Origin of the sequence: Streptomyces sp. NPDC006174, from assembly GCF_040614075.1 — a bacterium.
Taxonomy (GTDB): Bacteria; Actinomycetota; Actinomycetes; order Streptomycetales; family Streptomycetaceae; genus Streptomyces.
In genome coordinates this window covers 47,854-64,581 of sequence record NZ_JBEXTJ010000003.1, presented here as the reverse complement: position 1 = coordinate 64,581, position 16,728 = coordinate 47,854, and the positions used below count along the sequence as shown (strand labels likewise).

The following is a 16,728-nucleotide window of genomic DNA, read 5'->3' as shown; positions in this document are numbered from 1 at the left end:
GGCCGGCCGATGGTGTAGCAGTTCCTTCGGGGCCCCGGTGCCATAGGCGCCGGGGCCCCTCCAGCGTGTTCCCCCACCCCACCAGTCCCCTGTAGACCATTTCGGCCCCGTGGCTCCATCCCGTAGTGAGGTGCAAGTGACAGCAAACGACTCGTTCGGCCGTCTCGATGACGACGACTACCCCGCCTACACGATGGGCCGGGCTGCCGAGATGCTCGGCACCACGCAGGGCTTCCTCCGCGCGATCGGCGAGGCCCGCCTCATCACCCCGCTCCGCAGTCCCGGCGGCCACCGCCGCTACTCCCGCTACCAGCTCCGCATCGCCGCTCGCGCCCGCGAGCTCGTCGACGGCGGCACCCCCATCGACGCAGCCTGCCGCATCGTGATCCTCGAGGACCAGCTCGAAGAAGCCCAGCGCATCAACGCCGAACACCACCGCACCACGGACCACTGATCCCAGCGCTCTGAGGCGTCGTGAGCCCACAAGCTATACGCGGGCTCCCGCCCCTGCCGGACGCGTCGGCTGGTCCGGTCAGGTTTGGAAGGGCTGTAATGGAACAGACGAGGCGTTAACGCAAACTTTATCTTCGCTGGCAGGAGTACTTCATGGGCATCATCGCGTGGATTTTGATCGGGCTGTTCGCGGGGATCATCGCCAAGGTCCTGATGCCGGGCAAGGACCCGGGCGGCATCATCGTCACGATCCTCATCGGGATCGCGGGCGGCCTGCTCGGCGGATGGCTCGGCAAGGTCATCTTCGGCATCGACTCCATCGACGGCTTCTTCGAGATCTCCACCTGGATCGCCGCCATCATCGGCTCCATGATCCTGCTGGCCCTCTACCGGGTGATCACGGGCAACCGGCGACACGCCTGACCACCCTCCTCGGCTCATTAGCACACACGTGCGCAGGAACGGCTCCTCCCTCCAAGGGCGGAGCCGTTCTTGTACGGTCGCGGCTGCCTGGACGGCCAGGTGGAGCGGCAAAGGGCCGCAGCGCCTCCCCGCCCCATGCCCCCGGAGCACGACCGGGCAGGGAGTTGGCATCGAGGAGAGGGGACACCGCCCCGACCGAGACGCCGCCCACCGGTGTTGCCTTCGGGGGCACCGATAGCCGGCCCCTGGGTTCCCAGCCGGTCGTGGGCCGGTGTGGTGGTCAGGTACGCAGGAAGTCGTCGGTGAGTTCGGCCAGGGTGCGCCCGGTCGCGAAGGCCTGGGTGCGCACGAGGGCCAAGGCGTCATCTGTGTTCAGTTCCTCCTTCACGGCGACGACGCCGATGGCGCGGAGGGTGCAAGCCCAGTGCGCGCCCACCCATCGGCCGGCTCTCACGGCGGGTGCTCGTCCTTCTCCAGGAGTAGATGCTGCGCGGGCAGCAGAGCCTGTGCGACGGCGTCGACGGCTGCGGCGACTTGCTCGGCCGGTCAGTCCGCCGGGGGTTCGGGTGGCGATGTCGACCGCGCCGAGTATGAGTCGCTGAACCAGAGCGCGAAGGCGTGCACGGCCTGGGCGTCGGGGTGCTTTTCGCGGAAGCCGACAGTGAACAGCGGCCATTGGCGTGCCCCGGCACCCCAGGCGGTCAGATGTGTTTCCTCGCCGGCTTCGGCGCCGACGATGCGGGGGCCTTGCTGGACGATGAACTGGACTTCTTCGAGGTCGGTGGCCATCTGGTTCGGCGCGCACAGCCTCTGCCGGGCGAGGGTATCGGTGAGCAGCGACATCGTCACCGCGTCAGCCGGCAACCCCGGGCCAGGACACGGCACAGCCGCAGGGGCACGTCTCTGGGCGGGCAGTCCACGACTGCCCACTCCACCTCGCGTGCCAGCCCCGAAGGCCTCATCAGGACAACACACCTGTTCTTCAGCCCTTGGTGACTGATCCAGGCAGGTGAGTACCTCAAACCACTGCCCCACACGTGACTGCATCCGGCTCCCGGTGTGCTCTGGTGACCGAACAAGCGAACCTGAACCCCTCTCAACTCGCCTGACCAGTTGATCAACACCCCCCGAACAACGCGGGAGACCTCAGTGCAACCATCCGTACCGTTCGACGGTCACATCAAGTGGGAGCAAACAGCTCTCAGGTGCACAAGGGGGAAATATGAGAATCATTCGTAATGTCGCGGCTGTCGGAGCAGCCACCGCGCTGGCGGTCGGCGGCACGGTAGCGTTCGGCGCGACCGCTTCCGCCGCGCCGAACGTCACACCGCAGGGTGTCTGCGGCAGTGCCTACAAGACCGTAAACTCGGTACCTGTCGGCTCGCTGGGCACCGTGTACCTGACGTACAACTCGGCCAACGGCAAGAACTGCGTCGCGACCATCCGTACCAACCCGGGCTCGGCCAAGCCCATGTCCACGTACATCTATGTCCCCGCGACCGACGACTGGGCCGGGGACGACGGCAACTTCACGTCGTACGCGGGCCCGGGCTACGTGTACGGCAAAGGCTACTGCGTGAGCTGGGGCGGCAGCATTGCCAATGTGTACGTGTCGGTGGACAACTCCAACTGCGCCTCGCTGAAGGAGCAGCGCACCACCGAGATCCGCTGATCCCTCTCGCCGTTCTCAGCACGTTCTCTCTCGCACACGCACACCGGTACGGGTGCGCTGCTCACTGAGTCGCAACGGGGGAGCCGTCCCGTCTCGTGGTCAGCCGCGGGTCCGGCAGGAAGGTCTGCCGGGCCCGCGCCGCGCGGGGCGGCCTCCGGCGGCCTCCATGTCAACACGGTGGGTGACTGCGGCGCTGTAGAGGTGGAAGGTCTGCGTTACCGGTCTTAGACCCCGAGTCAGGACGACGCTGGTCGATGATGCGGGCGGCCGGATGTCGCAGCGCCCGATTTTCGCTCACGCCGCATGGGCCGAGCCCGTGTTGGGAGCGGACAGTTTTATGCCTTACCACGGCGGCTGAGGCACTGCCACCCGGCTGAGACGGCGGTGGCAGATGAGGGTTGCGGTTATAGCGACGAAGGCGAGGAAGTGTTCGGCCTTGCGCTCGTACCGGCCGTGGAGTCTCCCGCAGCCGGCCAGCCAGGACATCGTTCGCTCGACCACCTGCGATGTTGGATCAGCCGTTGCTAGGACTCGATGGCCTTGCGTCCGATGCGGTGGGGGATGCCTCGCTTGCGTAGCCGTCGCGCAGGTGGTCGTAGTCGTAGCCCTTATCCGTGTGCAGCTTCTCCTGCTGTCGGCGCCGGGGCCGCGACGAGAGCGGATGGCGGGATGCCGCCCACGAGCGGCTCCAGGCTCTGGCTGTCGTGCATGTTCGCACCGGAGATGCGGCAGCGGTCATAGATCAGGTGGATCTTCGTGGCCGCCCGCAGACTGGCCATGCCGATCGCGCACCGCGACCAGTCCGGCTCTCCCCACGCTCCGAGTTCGTGAAGGATCACGCGGTAGAGCCTCGCCCAGACCAGGTCTTGGTTAACTGGGCAAACCTGCGGTAGACCGTGGGCCAGGCGGGGCCCAAGACCGGCGGCAGCTACCTCCACCTGCAGCCCGACGTCGCCACGAAGATGATTGCCGCCGAGACTTCGCGGTCACCCGCCCGACGTGGGCCACCACCCTGTGGGCGTATCACCACCGTTGGAGGCACCACCCGCCTGAACAGCACCCACGACTCGTCCGGCGCCAAGCGGCTGAGGGCGGGAGCGAGCAGTCAGCCTCCATGGCCTTCACCGCCTCCTGCCGCTCTGGTGCGCGCCGTGCTGGCCTCATTGATGGCCGACCCCGGCAGTCGCGTTGACTGCCGGGGCTGCCGCAGGCCGGTCGCACTCCATCCCAGGACCAAGCCTGTAAGGCACCGGCCCTACTGCACACACTCCATGTTGGTGCGGTCTACGAGCGAGCGTATTCGCGATCGAATCTTCAGCGCAGACGTTCCAGAACGAACGCAGAGAGGTGTCCCTGCAGAGAGGCTAGACGTACTCTGCTGGGCAGGACAGCTATGTCCACTCTGGGATTCGACCGAACGGCCCGCCCTTGCGCGGACGGCACGGGGACCCCGGGCGGGGCGTCGTCGCGAGCGACGCCCGGAATCGGCGAGCAAGAGCTTCTGCTGAGGGCCAGTCCGGACCGCTGCCTGAAGAGATGGAAGCGCCGACATAACAGCAGCCACGCCAAGATCCGCTGCCTCGGCGAGCAGGCCATGGCACTCTCAAGGGCTGGCGCCTCCTGCGCAAGCTCCGCTGCAGCACAAACCGGATCACCGACATCGTGAAGGCCGTCCTCGTCCTTCATCACACATCAGCATGAGGTTGGAAAAGGCTCACTTGCGTCATTGTGCGGCGACTGCCAAGCATGGCGGGGCGCGGGCCGGTACACAGAGAGCCGGACCTGACGCGTTGACCTGGGGGTGTTGTGCTGACGATCAATCTGGGGTTGCTGCTCGCGGTGATCGTGTTCGTCCGGCTGCGGCGCCGTACGGAATCGCGGAGCCGGAACGACGAGAAGTTGACCGTGATCATTGTGCTGGCCCTGGGCGTGGTCATCGCCCCGACCCCGGTGGGCCAGGGCATCGGTGAGTTCCTGGGCCAGCTCGCCGCCGGCGTCACCGACTCCTCCCGCTGAACCACCCGTTTCGGAGCTGCCGACGATGGCGAACCGCCGTCCACCGCCCCGCCGCATGCCTGCGACGCGCCGTCCCGTACGCTGTCGCACCCCGCCCTACCGCCGGACCCGTACGCGTCGCTCGCGCCGGCAGCAGCGCCGTGACACCCAGCTGTTCCTGATCGCGGCCGGCGCCGCTGCCGGCCTCGCTCTGCTCTGGGCAATGGTCTCCTGGCTCCTGGTGAACTGGGGGGCGCTCATCGTGCTCGGCGCGGTCGCGGCCGTGGGCGGTGCGGTGTGGATCCACCGCTTCCAGCAGCAGCGAGCCTGGGACCTGATGCGGCAGCAGGCCCTGCGGTAAGGGCTGCCGCAACTCCTGCCGAAGATCCCTCCGCCCCGCAAGGGCCGGTAGCCGCTGCGGCGTTGCGGGTCTCTGGCCTCAGGCGGAGCCTCGGCCAGATCCGCGAGCGGAGGTGGCGGGTTCTCCGGTGATGACGTGCAGGCTCGGTTCGTGGAGGGGCTGCCAGCCCATGATGCGGACCCAGGCCGGCCGGGGCCGCCACCCCTCCAGGTACATCGGCCGGGTGGTGCCGTAGGCGTGGCGGCGCAGGTCGGCGGTCCGGTGCCAGAGTTCTCTGACCTGCCCACAAGCAGCGCAACACCGTCGAGCGGTGCATCAACCGCCTGAAACAGTGGCGAGGCATCGCCACCCGCTACGAGAAGACCGCCACCATCTACCTGGCCGGACTCCACATCGCGGGCATCTTCCTCTGGTCCGCCCGATGATCTAGCCGAAACTGCCTAGTACTCCAGTGCGGTTTCGTGATCTATCCAGCGGGTTCGTCGTCGGTAGTGGCTGCGTCGGGCTGTTGCCTGGTGGCGCCGACGCCAGTTGGACAGTGCAGCAGTCTGGTCACGGTCACGGCTGGTGGCTCGAAGACGGCGACGAGTAGGTGTCGGATCTCCGGGACGGTCAGCGTGATCGGATCGGGGCTGCGGGCGAGGTGGTATGCGTCATCGGGCCGTGCGGGGGCCGCTTCGGCGGCAAGGGCGGTCAGGAAGGCCAGGGCAAGCATGGCGAAGGTGATGTGCCGGTGCCAGGAGGTCCAGTCGCGGACCTGGTAATGGTCGAGACCGACCTGGCCCTTGGCTGCCTGGAAGCACTCCTCGACGCTCCAGCGGACACCGGCGACCGGACCAGTTCGGACAGGGGCACTTCGGTGGGTGACCAGCACAGGTAGAAGGCGAGTTCGCCGGTGGACCGGTTGCGGCGGATGAGCAGGTGCCGGTGGCTGTCGGTGCCGATGTGGATCCAGGCCCAGTCGTAGTACCGCGGGCCTTTCGCACCGTTTCCGGCGCTGTGGCGCTGCCAGGCCGTGGCGGGCACGCGGCCGGCGATGGTGTCCGCGCGGATGGGCGTGCGGCCGTGGTTGATCCTCACCCGCATCGAGCAGGCGACGGCCATCACGTAGCCGGTGCCGCGTGTTTCCAGGGCGGCGCGGAGTAGGGGGTCCTGGCCGTAGGCTTCGTCACCGGTCACCCAGGAGGCGGTGATGCCGGCGTCCAGCGCGGCGGCGATCATCTCCGGTGCCAGACGGGGCTTGGTGGCGAACTGCACCGTCTCGGGTATGCCGGCTGCGGTGCGGCGTTCGGGATTATCGGACCAGGAGTGCTCGGGCAGGTAGAGGCGACGGTCGATCAGGGCCCTTCCCCGCTCGGTGGCCAGGGCGAGGAACACTACGACCTGGGCGTTCTCGATGCGACCTGCGGTGCCGGTGTACTGCCTCTGCACTCCCGCCGAGGCCCGGCCCTTCTTCAGGAAGCCGGTCTCGTCGACCACGAGAACCCCGTCGGCGCCGAGGTGTTGGACGGCGTAGGCACGCAGGTCGTCGCGGACGGCATCGGCGTCCCAGCGGGCGTAGCGCAGTAGGCGCTGCATCGACCCAGGCGGGCATGGCCGGCCTGTTCGGCCAGTTGCCAGCAGTTCTTCCGCTCGACGCTCGACAGTAGTCCGAGCAGGTAGGCGCGGGCCGTAGCCCGGGGTTCAACTCGCCCGAACCGGCCCGCGATCCGAGCCATGACCTGGTCGAACATCGCCCGCCGGCGGGCGGGGTCCACGCTATGGCCTGCGGCCACCGCACGATCTTCAGGAGTCCACACAACCCCCGATGATCACGTGGTGGCCGCACGCGCTCCCAGCCGGGTCCGTTGCGAGATCGCCAGATCAGACCGAATTACCCGAAGCCCCGTCGCCCTCGACATTGGCCACCATCGTTCGAAGCACCTTGAGAGCGGCCACGTACTCCTCGTCGCTGATCCCGTTGTGGACTACGGCGCGTACCTCGGTCGCCAGCTCACGGAGTCGCGCTCTGGCGGCCTCCCCGGCATCCGTGAGGTGTAGGAGCTGCCCGTCGTCGGTCCGCAGCCATTCGCGGTGGAGCAACTGGTCGACGACCCTGGCGATCTCGTACGGTCCGTCGGCAAGGTGCGTCAGCTGCGCGACGACCTCCTCGCGGCTCGGCGCCGCAGGGCCGCCGTTCACGCGGTTGAGTACCCAGTACTGCGGCTGCGTGACGTCGAGCTTGGCCATCGCGTCCCGCAGATGCCGCGCGACGGTCGCATGGGCCAAGCCGCTCCAGTAGCCGATCGGCTGAGTGGCCAGCATGTCATCGGTCGCGGCCGGGTTCGCCGGCGCCTGGTCAGTAGTGGTGCCTATCAGCGATTCCATGATCGCGACGCTACATTCCCTCCGGCGCACTGAACCACCGGAATGCGCCATTCACTGCAACTCGTCCTGGATATGCGTCGGAACGCCGACCACCGTCATCCTCAGGGATGCCGCACCCGGGGGTCGATCCCTCGTCGGTGATCTCGATCCCGGGTGCCCGGTCGGAGGGCCGCAGCGAGAACGTGTGGACGCCGTCCATGATGCGGGGGTACAGCGTGACGATGTCCCGGTCCGCGAAGGTGAACACCGTGTCCAGGTGCATCGCCGAGCGCAGCTTCGGCATCCCGGCGACGATCACGTGCTCGGCCGCCCCCTGCTCGAACAGGGCGGCCGCGACCTGCGTGATGGCCTGACGGGAGGTCCGTTCGCTCATGCTCATGAGGACGACGCCGTTGCCGACCGGCATGATGTCCCCACCCTCGAACGTGGCCTGGCCCCAGTCCTTCTCGGGGTCGCCCCACCAGACGGTGCTGCTCCGGAAGTCGGGGTGGAAGGTGTAGATGGCCTTCATCAGCAGGGTCTCATCATGCCGGGCGGGCCAGTAGAGCGGGTTCAGCGTCACTCCGCCGTAGAGCCAGCAGGTGGTGTCCCGGGTGTAGAGGGTGTTGGGCAGCGGCGGCATCAGGTACTGCCGCGCCCCGGCCCCCTCGCGGGCGAGCGCCACGTACCCGGAGCGGAACTCCTGGGGGAGGTCGGTGGTGGCGAGCCCGCCGATCAGGTACTCCGCGAGGCGCTGCGGGGGCAGGGTCTCCAGGAAGGCGCGGGTGTCGTCGACCAGGCCGAGGCCCACTTCGTTGGCGGTGATCTTCCGGTCCGGGAGCCACGCCCGGGCATCGGGCAGTGCCACCGTGGCGGCGAGCAGCTCGTGCAGTTCGACGACCTCCACGCCGCGCCCGGTGAGCTGGGCGATGAAGTCGGCGTGGTCGCGCTGGGCGTTCTCCACCCACATCACGTCGTCGAACAGCAGGTCACCCGAGTTGGTCGGGGTCAGCCGTCGGTGAGCCATACCGGGGGCGCAGACCAGGACCTTGCGCAGGCGTCCCACCTCGGAGTGGACGCCGAGGGCGGAAGCGGGGGTGGTGCTGTTCACGATGGGCCTTTCACTCGGTGACGCCAGAAGGGGTGCGGGGTCGCGCGGCGGCGACAGAAGGAACGGGCCGACGGCGGTCTAGGCGTGAGGGGGCGATCAGAGCTCGATCCACCCCGTGGCCAGCGCCACGATCCCGGCGACGGCGACGGCGCCGGCGACCGAGACGCCGCAGATGACGGCCTCGCCCGGGGGAGAAGAGCCTGCGCCCCTGTTCCCTGCGGGTCTTGGCGAAGAGGAAGGTGGCCGGGGCGTAGAGGATGAAGGAGACGAGGACGAACTTCAGCCCCCGCCGCGTACAGCAGGAACGCGGTGTAGAGCGTGGCCACTATGGCGATCACCAGCTCGCGCCGGGTACTGCGCCCCACTACGTCGGAGCGGCCGGGCCGCCAGGCGATCTGTACCGCGAAGGCGGCGGCCAGCAGGAAGGGGATGAGGCTGGACCCAACCACCGGATGCCGGACGAGGCCTGGGTGACCCAGATCCGCAACACCTGCCAGGCGGCTGACGTGGCGTTCTTCTTCAAGCAGTGGGGCGGGCGCACCCCGAAGGCCGGCGGCCGCCTCCTGGACGGCCGCACCTGGGACTAGATGCCGCTGCCCGTCCCGGCCTGACCCGTACGCGCAACGCTGTGGCCGGGCCCTGATGGGGCCCGGCCATTCGGTTGTCAGGCCAGGCCGGGGCCGGGGGTAACGGTGATGTCGCGGGTCCGCTTCACACCGATGCCATTGCTGGGCGTCTTGCCCTGCGCGTGGAGGAGCCGGACCGCCTGGCGTGCCACCGGCTCGGTCACCTGACCGTAGAAGGACCCGAAGATCTCCAGCGTGTGGTCGACCAGCTTTACCCGGCGCCGGGACTGGATCAGCAGCCGCTCCCGGTTGGCCGCGATCTCCGACAGCGCACGGGCCTCGACTTCCTTCGGATCCGGGGCCAGGGAGAACAGGTAGTCGATCAAGTCGCAGCCAGCGTCGGAACTTGTCGACGCGCCAGTGGTGTAGATCACCAGAGCCACTTGCTCGAAATATCAACCTTACAGGCAATTGCGCGATTTCTGAACCTTGCCGCCGCTATATCTTCACGTGTGCATCACATCTGTGAATGCACACGACAAGAGACCGAGGAACGATGACGGTTCACATACCGAAGCGACCGAGACGCGGCCGGCCTTGGCCCGGCAGAAGCCTGCCCTTCATCACGGGCGCGCTCACGCTGGCTCTCTCGGTCACCTTGGTCAACGACCCACGCCCGGCCGCTGCTGCTACCACCGCTCCTTCGGCACGGGAGAAGGCCGCTGTCACGCAAGCTGCGGACATCCTGTCCGCCCGAGTCGCTGCACGCCTTTCCGGCAAGCCCGTGGAGGCGTTGTCCGAACGCAGCGAGACGTCCATGACCTGGGCGAACAAGGACGGGTCGCTGACCACTGAGCTCACGGCCGGTCCCGCCCGGTACGAGGATGAGACGACCGGTGACTGGACGGACGTCGATCTGGATCTCGTCACCCGCCCCGACGGATCGGTCGAGCCCGCTGCTCACCCCCGCGGACTGAAGATCGCGGGTGGGTCCGGCCGACCGGCCAGTTCCCTCAAGGCGGCGCAGGCGTCCAAGGCAACGGACCTGGTGACGCTCGGTGAGGGTGACGAACAGATCACCCTCCAGTGGAAGGGCGGTCTTCCCGAGCCGAAGCTGGACGGGACGCGTGCCGAGTACGTCAACGCCGTGCCCGGTGCCGATGTGGTCGTCGAGGCGACGCGTACCGGGTTCGAGCAGTACGTCGAGATCAAGCAGCGCCCGGCCACCGACGGCTACACCTACACCCTTCCTCTCAAGGCCAGAGGCCTGAAGGTCGAACACCAGGCCGACGGCAGCGTGCTGTTCACCGACCGGAAGAACAAGAAGCAGGCGGTGATGCCCGCACCGGTGATGTGGGACTCCACGGTCGACGAGCGGTCCGGTGAGCACACCAGGCGAGTGCCGGTCGCGATGAAGGTCGTGGCCAAGGGCTCGTCCGTGGACCTGGTCATGACCCCTGACGCGGAGTTCCTCGCCGACCCCGAGACGAAGTACCCCGTGACGGTGGACCCTTCCACCTCCTCCCTGGCCAACGTGTTCGACACCTACGTCCAGCAGGGTGAGACGCGGGACTGGTCGACCGACGTCGAACTCGACCTGGGCAACCCGGGCACGGCAAACGCCGACGGCACCCCTCGCACGGCACAGTCCTTCATCTCATGGAACACCGCGCCGATCCAGGACGCCTTGATCCTGAACGCGAAGCTCTCCCTGTGGAACTTCCACTCCGGCAACAACGTGGACTGCAAGGCGTACCCGTGGGAGGTCTGGTCCTCTCCCGCGGCCACCACGGCCAGCCGGTGGACGAACCGTCCGACGATGACGGCGAAGAAGGCCACCTCCACCGAGACGCGCGGCAACACCTCGTGCACCGCCCAGCCCGACGGGTGGATCAACGCCGACGTCACGACGCTCGCGCAGGAGTGGGCTTCGGCCAAGGCCGCGCGCGGTCACATGGGGCTGCGTGCCACGAGCGAGAGCGTCGTCGCCCAGTGGAAGCGGGTCAACTCCGCCAACGCGGCCTCCAACCCGCCGAAGCTGGTGGTGAACTACAACTACCGGCCGAGCACCGGCACCAAGCAGGAAGCCGGCCCGCCCTACCTCTCCTACAGCGGTGCCTACACCGTCAACACCCTCACCCCGACGCTGCGCGACACGTTCGTCGACTCGGACGGTGACAAGGTCAACGGCACCTTCCAGATCTTCGACAACGCCACTAACACGCAGGTCGGCGACGTCATCGTGTCGAAGTACGGGCCCTCCGGCCAAGCGGCGTCGGTGACCGTGCCGGCAGGCGTGCTGGCCCACGGCAAGACGTACAAGTTCCGGACCTCGCCCTACGACGGAAGCCACTACAACGTCGGTTGGTCCGCCTGGAAGACCTTCACCGTCGACACCAGCGCCCCGTCCGCTCCGACGAAGATCGCCTCGACGGACTACCCGTCGGGCTCCTGGGTCAAGGGCGCAGGCCAGGCCGGTACCTTCGCCGTCACTCCGCCCAGCTCCGATCACCAGTGGCTGGAATGGTCGCTCGACGGGTCGACCTGGACCAAGGTAGTCACCGGCGGTGCCGCCGGTGTCAAGAACATCACGGTCAAGCCCTCCGAGGACGGGACCCAGACTCTCCAGGTGCGTACGGTCGACAAGGCCGACAACAAGTCCGAGCCGGCCGAGTACGTCTTCCACGTCGGTCCCGGTGGATTCGTCGAGCCCTCCGACGGTGACCGCACCGCCCGCCGCCTGCCCCTGGTCGCCGAGGCCGAGGCAGGCAAATACAACCAGGTCTCCTTCTCCTGGCGGCGTGCCGAGGCCGATGCGTGGGTGAGGATTCCCGCGGCCCACGTCACCGCAGGGGGAGTGGCCCTGACCGCGTGGCCGGTCCCTCTGACCAACGGCCGCAACGCTCCCTTGGTGTGGAACGCCACCGAGACCGTCGACCCTGACGGCAGCGTCCAGATCAGGGCCGAATTCACCGGCCCCAACGCGGCGACGGGGGCGACCGAGCCGCTTCCGCTGACCGTCGACCGCGACGCGAGCGGAGCGGCGGACGAGCAGGTCGGGCCGGGCACGCTGAATCTGCTCACCGGGGACTACTCGCTCGCCTCCTCCGACGTGTCGGTCTTCGACCTCCAGGTGACGCGTTCGGCCTCGTCCCGTACCCCGGCCCAAGGCGCCGCGCAGGAGGGGCAGGCGCCGATCTTCGGCAAGGAATGGGTCGCGGGTGCGCTCGCCGACGCGGAAACCCCGTACGCGCATATCCGCCGCATCTCGGACACCGCGGTCGCCGTCATCGGCACTGACGGTGAGGAGACCCACTTCACCGCCAACGCGGCGAAGAACGGATGGATCCCTGAACCGGGCTCCGAGTCGCTGACGCTCAGCGGCAAGGTCACCGGTTCCTTCACTCTCTCCGACACCGACGGTGCGGTGACGACGTTCACCAAGCCGACGGGTGTGGCCACCTGGCAGGTCGACACCACACAGCAGGACGGCCTCGCGCACTCCACTTCGACGGTGGTGTCCCAGGTCGTGACCGTGGCGGGCAAGCAGCTCGCCCGGCCGTACCGGATCATCGGCGCGACCTCGGCCGCGAACGGCTCCACCTGCTCGGCCACTCCGTCCACGAAGGGGTGCCGCAGCTTGGAATACGTCTACGCCACGTCGACCACGGCCACGTCCACCGCTCTCGGTGACTTCAGCGGGCAGGTGAAGGAGATCCGGATCTGGGCGACGGATCCCGGCGCCTCCGCCGCCACGGCCCAGACCGTCCAGACCTACGCGTACGACTCCGCCGGACGTCTGCGCGAGGCCTGGGACCCACGGGTCACACCCCTGCTCAAGACCGCGTACGGCTATGACGGCGCGGGACGGGTCACCACTCTCACCCCGCCCGGGGAACTGCCCTGGACCTTCGTCCACGGCAAGGCGGGCCAAGCCGCGACAGCCGGTGAGGGCATGCTGCTCAAGGTGGAGCGGGCAGGCCTGAAGCAGGGCACCGCCGCCACGGTCGAGGGCACCGCTGCCGCGAGCATCGTGTACGACGTCGCACTGACCGGTTCGAGCGCTCCCTATCCGATGGGCGCCGCCCAGACGAAGACGTGGGGGCAGCAACAGCCGCCGACGGACGCCACGGCGATCTTCCCCGCCGATGCCGTGCCGGCGGCCTACTCCGGCTCCTCGCTCAGCGCTGCGTCGTACCGGCGTGCCGCGATCCGATACCTGAACGCCTCGGGGCAGGAGAGCAACTCGGCCGCGCCCGGTGGCCACCTCACCACCACCGAATACGACCGGTTCGGCAACATCGTCCGCGAGCTCACGCCGGCCAACCGCAGCATCGCCCTCGGACTGACAGCCGCGGACCGGGACGACCAGGCAGACCTGGGCATCAACGCGCTCAGCTCCTCCGAGAGGGCGGAGCTGCTCTCCAGCCGAACGGTCTTCAGCGACAACGGCTTGAGAGACCTGGAGGCCTGGGAGCCGCTCCACCGGATCGACCTGACGGAGGCTCTGAAGGACGGTCCGACGGTCCTCGTGGCCGCCGGCACCTCGGTCCCGGCCAGAGGATGGGTCGTGAAGGAGTACGACGAGGGCCGTCCCACCGACGGCTCGGCGACCGTCCGGGACCGGGTCACGATGGAGATCAGCGGTGCCCGGGTCCGCGGCTACGACTCCGTGATGGGCGAGAAGCGGGTCCAGGAGACGCAGTACGACTGGGTGAAGGGCCAGCGGAAGCTGTCCATCCAGGACTCCGGTGGACTGAACATCACCAGTAGCTGGGACTACGACGCCGAGGGGCGTCCGACCTCCGCCGTCCTGCCGGGCGGCACAGGGAACGACGCGGCGACCAAGATCACGGCGTACTGGTCGGCGGACGGTACCGGCTGGTGCAAGGGCCGACCCGAATGGGCGGACCTCGTCTGCTGGTCCGGCCCGGCCGGCGCCATCACCGGCGGAAGCTCCCAGCCCTCGCAGCTGGTGGACACCACCTCCGAGTACGACCGGTGGGGAAACCCGGCCAAGGCCGTCGAGACGGCCAACGGGGTCACCCGCACCACTACGGTCACGTACGACACGGCGGGCCGTCAGATCAAGGAGAGCGTCACCGGCGGCCTCGGCCAGGCGGTGCCCGACATGGGCACCGAGTACGACCCGGCGACCGGCCGGGTGGCGAAGACGACATCGGCGGCGGGCGGCACGATCAGCCGCGCCTACGACAGGCTCGGCAGGCTGATCTCGTACACCGACGCGGACGGTGGCACCACCAGGACCGAATACGACCTGGTGGGACGCACGGTCAAGGAGGCCGACTCCGCTCCCTCCACCGTCACGTTCACCTACGACACCGCCGCCGAACCGAGGGGTCTCGCGACCTCGGTGACGGACTCCGTGGCCGGCACCTTCGGCGCCGTGTATGGGCCTGACGGGTCCGTCGTGCAGGAGAAGCTGCCCGGTGGCTACACCCTCCGGGAGACGGTGGATCCGTCGGGCAACCCGAGCAGCCGGACCTACACCCGTGACAGCGACGGCACCTTGGTCTATGCCGATTCGGTGTCCAAGTCGGTCCACCACCAGAACACGTCGCACTCGGGTTGGTCCGACCAGACCTACCGGTACGACGCCGCAGGACGGCTCACGTCGGTCGAAGACACCGCGCAGACCCTCTGCACGAAGCGGACGTACACCTTCGACAAGCGCAGCAACCGCACATCCGTCGTCAGCGCCGCCGGTAACCCGGGCGAGGCATGCCCGACGACCGGAGGTACGACGAGGACGCACTCTTACGACAGCGCGGACCGTCTCGTCGACGCCGGCTACGCCTACGACGGCCTCGGACGCACCACATCCGTCCCGGGCCACGGCACCTTCGGCTACTACGCCAACGACCTAGTCCACCAGCAGACGGCGAACGGCCGGCGCCAGACCTTCCTTCTGGACTCGGCACGGCGGTTCCGCTCCTGGACGGTCGACCAGGACAACGCGGGCACGTGGACCAGAACACAGTCCAAGGTGAACCACTACGGAGCGGACGGCGACAGCCCACGCTGGATCACCGAGGACTCCGGTACCGGCGAGGTCACCCGCAACGTCGGGTCCGCCTCCACGGGTCTCGCCGCCACCACCGGCGCGGCCGGTCAGGTCGTCCTGCACCTGTCCAACATCCACGGGGACATCGCCCTCCGGCTCCCGCTCGATACCGCGGTTGCCCCCATCGCCTCCGACACGGACGAATACGGCAACCCGCGTACGGCCGGTGCCACCGGCCGGTATGAGTGGGTAGGGTCACACCGGCGTTCGAGTGAGACGCTCACCGGCGTCATCCTGATGGGCATGCGGCTCTACAACCCGCAGACCGGACGTTTCCTGTCCGTGGACCCGATGAATGGCGGCAGCTGCAACGCCTACGACTACGCCTGTGCCGATCCGCAGAACAAGGAGGACCTCGACGGCAGCCGCCTCCGTGAGCGGGTCCAGCAGAAGTGCCGCCAGGACGTGTGTATCCGAATACGCCGGATCTGTGAGAGCAACACCGGCCGCTGCTCGCTCAACTGGGACTTCCGTTTCCGTAAGTCCTGGGCCAAGGCGTGGATCCACGCCGGCTTCAAGTGGTACATCCACATCCGCGGGCAGTACGTGACGTCCAACCGCTACGGCCACGGCGAGCCGGGTGGCTACATGTTCCATGGCGCCTGGTACTCGAACAGCAAATCCAAGGGGCGCGGCTGGTACAAGTGCTACATCTGGAGCTGTCGGCTCGACGCCGGCGACTCCGTGATGTTCTCCGCCTGGGGTAAGGCGACGCGAGGCGGACGTCAGTACGCCTGGAGTATCGGCCAGAACTTCGGCGGGGGAGGCAAGTACTCCTAGCCATCCATGGCCCCCGGTCAACGATCCGCGCGTTGACCGGGGGCCCTGCCCGGGGACACCATGACTTCAGACACTCCTCCAGATCCGCAGGACGAAACCTTCCGGACGTGGCTCCGCACGCTGTCGGAAGAACTCGACACGGATCCAGAAAGCGCCCTCGCCTCCCAGGACGCCCTCGCGTTCCTCTGGTCGGTCTTTACGGAGAACGGCGCGATGCCGTCCTCGTACTTCGCCCCTCTCCTCGGCGCGCACCGTCAGGCACACGCCCAACAGGCCGTCGCCGCGATGCTCACGCAGGTTCACGCGGAAACCGGTCGGCGGCTCGACGTCCCCGTACGGCACTCCCCGCCCACCGAGCGTGAGCCGGAAGGCACCGTCCACGTCGGGCCGGAACCTGTCCAGGGCATCGACCCGGCCGACATCCACACCGAAGCGGCGGAGGGCCTCCAATGCCTCCTCGCGGACCGCGACCGCCTCATCTGGCCGCTCTGCCCCGACCACCACGCTGGCCTCCACGCCACCCGCACCGCGTCCGGCGCCGTTTGGACGTGCTCGGCGGGCGACCACACCGTACGGTCCATCGTCTAGCTTGACTCTGATGGGGATCTTGAGGGTGCCGTCAGGTTCCCAGGGGCTTTTGAAGGGTTGGATCCTGCCTTTGATCCATGGTTTCCTGAATTCAGGATTCTCTGTACTGTCATGACGTGCTGACTGTTGCTTCCGACACCGAGGTGCTGGCCCGGTTCGGTCGCGCGCTCCCCGGCCCCGTTCCCACCTGACCGCCGAGCAGAACCGCCCGGCCCTGCGCCGCTCCCCTACGGCTCGTCCGGGCTGGAACGCGAGGGCGGGTGCCTGAAGGCCCGTTCGTTCCGGATGACCTGCGGAAACGTCCCGAGAAGCATCCCGAATGCAGGTAGAGCGAGATACGCTCTTTTT

At 68.1% G+C, this 16,728-nt stretch carries 13 protein-coding genes and 5 pseudogenes; 10 read left to right on the top strand and 8 right to left on the bottom strand.

The genetic code is table 11. From position 1 onward, the window contains the following. Nucleotides 1-136: 136 nt before the first annotated feature. Entirely contained in the window at nt 137-454 is a 318-nt protein-coding gene (locus tag ABZ267_RS07965; RefSeq protein WP_356750517.1) for a MerR family transcriptional regulator, read from the top strand. 152 nt (nt 455-606) lie between these two features. Further along, nucleotides 607-876, top strand: coding sequence for a GlsB/YeaQ/YmgE family stress response membrane protein (locus ABZ267_RS07960; RefSeq protein ID WP_356750515.1), 270 nt, complete (start codon nt 607-609; stop codon nt 874-876). A 280-nt stretch (nt 877-1,156) separates the two neighbouring features. Here the strand turns inward: ABZ267_RS07960 and ABZ267_RS07955 are convergent, their stop codons facing one another. Both ABZ267_RS07955 and ABZ267_RS07950 read right to left on the bottom strand, forming a co-directional pair. Next, entirely contained in the window at nt 1,157-1,330 is a 174-nt protein-coding gene (locus ABZ267_RS07955; protein ID WP_356750513.1) for a hypothetical protein, read from the bottom strand. Between the two features lie 92 nt (nt 1,331-1,422). After that, the gene (locus ABZ267_RS07950) at nt 1,423-1,719 is read right to left on the bottom strand and encodes a hypothetical protein (protein WP_356899710.1); all 297 of its coding nucleotides are present in this window, start codon (nt 1,717-1,719) and stop codon (nt 1,423-1,425) included. Between the two features lie 379 nt (nt 1,720-2,098). On the opposite strand from ABZ267_RS07950, the gene ABZ267_RS07945 reads away from it, so the two are divergent. Next, on the top strand, nt 2,099-2,548 hold the full coding sequence (locus ABZ267_RS07945) for a spore-associated protein (RefSeq protein WP_356750509.1): 450 nt from the start codon (nt 2,099-2,101) through the stop codon (nt 2,546-2,548). A 342-nt stretch (nt 2,549-2,890) separates the two neighbouring features. On the opposite strand, the pseudogene ABZ267_RS07940 reads toward ABZ267_RS07945, so the two are convergent. Then, nucleotides 2,891-3,653: pseudogene (locus ABZ267_RS07940) on the bottom strand (transposase). 435 nt (nt 3,654-4,088) lie between these two features. Between ABZ267_RS07940 and ABZ267_RS07935 the strand changes: the two are divergent. From ABZ267_RS07935 to ABZ267_RS07920, 4 genes and pseudogenes are all read left to right on the top strand, one after another. Further along, nucleotides 4,089-4,249, top strand: a pseudogene (locus ABZ267_RS07935) (transposase family protein); the annotation flags it as partial. A 105-nt stretch (nt 4,250-4,354) separates the two neighbouring features. Continuing rightward, on the top strand, nt 4,355-4,564 hold the full coding sequence (locus ABZ267_RS07930; RefSeq protein WP_356750508.1) for a hypothetical protein: 210 nt from the start codon (nt 4,355-4,357) through the stop codon (nt 4,562-4,564). A 55-nt stretch (nt 4,565-4,619) separates the two neighbouring features. After that, on the top strand, nt 4,620-4,904 hold the full coding sequence (locus ABZ267_RS07925; protein ID WP_356750506.1) for a hypothetical protein: 285 nt from the start codon (nt 4,620-4,622) through the stop codon (nt 4,902-4,904). Between the two features lie 284 nt (nt 4,905-5,188). Further along, nucleotides 5,189-5,329: pseudogene (locus ABZ267_RS07920) on the top strand (IS5/IS1182 family transposase); the annotation flags it as partial. A 268-nt stretch (nt 5,330-5,597) separates the two neighbouring features. Here the strand turns inward: ABZ267_RS07920 and ABZ267_RS07915 are convergent. The 4 genes and pseudogenes from ABZ267_RS07915 to ABZ267_RS07900 all read right to left on the bottom strand — a co-directional run. Continuing rightward, the gene (locus ABZ267_RS07915) at nt 5,598-6,524 is read right to left on the bottom strand and encodes an IS701 family transposase (RefSeq protein ID WP_356750815.1); all 927 of its coding nucleotides are present in this window, start codon (nt 6,522-6,524) and stop codon (nt 5,598-5,600) included. Nucleotides 6,525-6,767: 243 nt separating this feature from the next. Next, nucleotides 6,768-7,271: a MarR family winged helix-turn-helix transcriptional regulator gene (locus ABZ267_RS07910; protein WP_356750505.1), complete on the bottom strand. Its 504-nt coding sequence runs from the start codon at nt 7,269-7,271 to the stop codon at nt 6,768-6,770. A gap of 118 nt (nt 7,272-7,389) precedes the next feature. After that, nucleotides 7,390-8,361: pseudogene (locus ABZ267_RS07905) on the bottom strand (arginine deiminase family protein); the annotation flags it as partial. Nucleotides 8,362-8,457: 96 nt separating this feature from the next. After that, nucleotides 8,458-8,798 (bottom strand): annotated as a pseudogene (locus ABZ267_RS07900) (arginine-ornithine antiporter); the annotation flags it as partial. Between the two features lie 15 nt (nt 8,799-8,813). Here ABZ267_RS07900 and ABZ267_RS07895 point away from each other — a divergent pair. Next, nucleotides 8,814-8,948: a DUF5131 family protein gene (locus ABZ267_RS07895; protein ID WP_356750503.1), complete on the top strand. Its 135-nt coding sequence runs from the start codon at nt 8,814-8,816 to the stop codon at nt 8,946-8,948. 77 nt (nt 8,949-9,025) lie between these two features. On the opposite strand, the gene ABZ267_RS07890 is transcribed toward ABZ267_RS07895, so the two are convergent. Continuing rightward, nucleotides 9,026-9,370: a hypothetical protein gene (locus ABZ267_RS07890; RefSeq protein ID WP_356750501.1), complete on the bottom strand. Its 345-nt coding sequence runs from the start codon at nt 9,368-9,370 to the stop codon at nt 9,026-9,028. A gap of 374 nt (nt 9,371-9,744) precedes the next feature. Here ABZ267_RS07890 and ABZ267_RS07885 point away from each other — a divergent pair, with 374 nt between their 5' ends. Together ABZ267_RS07885 and ABZ267_RS07880 are read left to right on the top strand one after the other, a co-directional pair. Next, the gene (locus ABZ267_RS07885) at nt 9,745-15,792 is read left to right on the top strand and encodes a DNRLRE domain-containing protein (RefSeq protein ID WP_356750499.1); all 6,048 of its coding nucleotides are present in this window, start codon (nt 9,745-9,747) and stop codon (nt 15,790-15,792) included. 60 nt (nt 15,793-15,852) lie between these two features. Further along, complete coding sequence (locus ABZ267_RS07880) at nt 15,853-16,380, top strand: hypothetical protein (RefSeq protein ID WP_356750497.1); 528 nt, start codon at nt 15,853-15,855, stop codon at nt 16,378-16,380. Nucleotides 16,381-16,728 lie beyond the last annotated feature (348 nt).

What these genes read in the sequence shown, in the direction of transcription:
- ABZ267_RS07895 (WP_356750503.1), top strand. Translation starts at nt 8,814, where the DNA reads ATGCCGGACGAGGCCTGGGTGACCCAGATCCGCAACACCTGCCAGGCG.
- ABZ267_RS07925 (WP_356750506.1), top strand. Translation starts at nt 4,620, where the DNA reads ATGCCTGCGACGCGCCGTCCCGTACGCTGTCGCACCCCGCCCTACCGC.
- ABZ267_RS07945 (WP_356750509.1), top strand. Translation starts at nt 2,099, where the DNA reads ATGAGAATCATTCGTAATGTCGCGGCTGTCGGAGCAGCCACCGCGCTG.
- ABZ267_RS07910 (WP_356750505.1), bottom strand. Translation starts at nt 7,271, where the DNA reads ATGGAATCGCTGATAGGCACCACTACTGACCAGGCGCCGGCGAACCCG.
- ABZ267_RS07885 (WP_356750499.1), top strand. Translation starts at nt 9,745, where the DNA reads ATGACCTGGGCGAACAAGGACGGGTCGCTGACCACTGAGCTCACGGCC.
- ABZ267_RS07880 (WP_356750497.1), top strand. Translation starts at nt 15,853, where the DNA reads ATGACTTCAGACACTCCTCCAGATCCGCAGGACGAAACCTTCCGGACG.
- ABZ267_RS07960 (WP_356750515.1), top strand. Translation starts at nt 607, where the DNA reads ATGGGCATCATCGCGTGGATTTTGATCGGGCTGTTCGCGGGGATCATC.
- ABZ267_RS07950 (WP_356899710.1), bottom strand. Translation starts at nt 1,719, where the DNA reads ATGTCGCTGCTCACCGATACCCTCGCCCGGCAGAGGCTGTGCGCGCCG.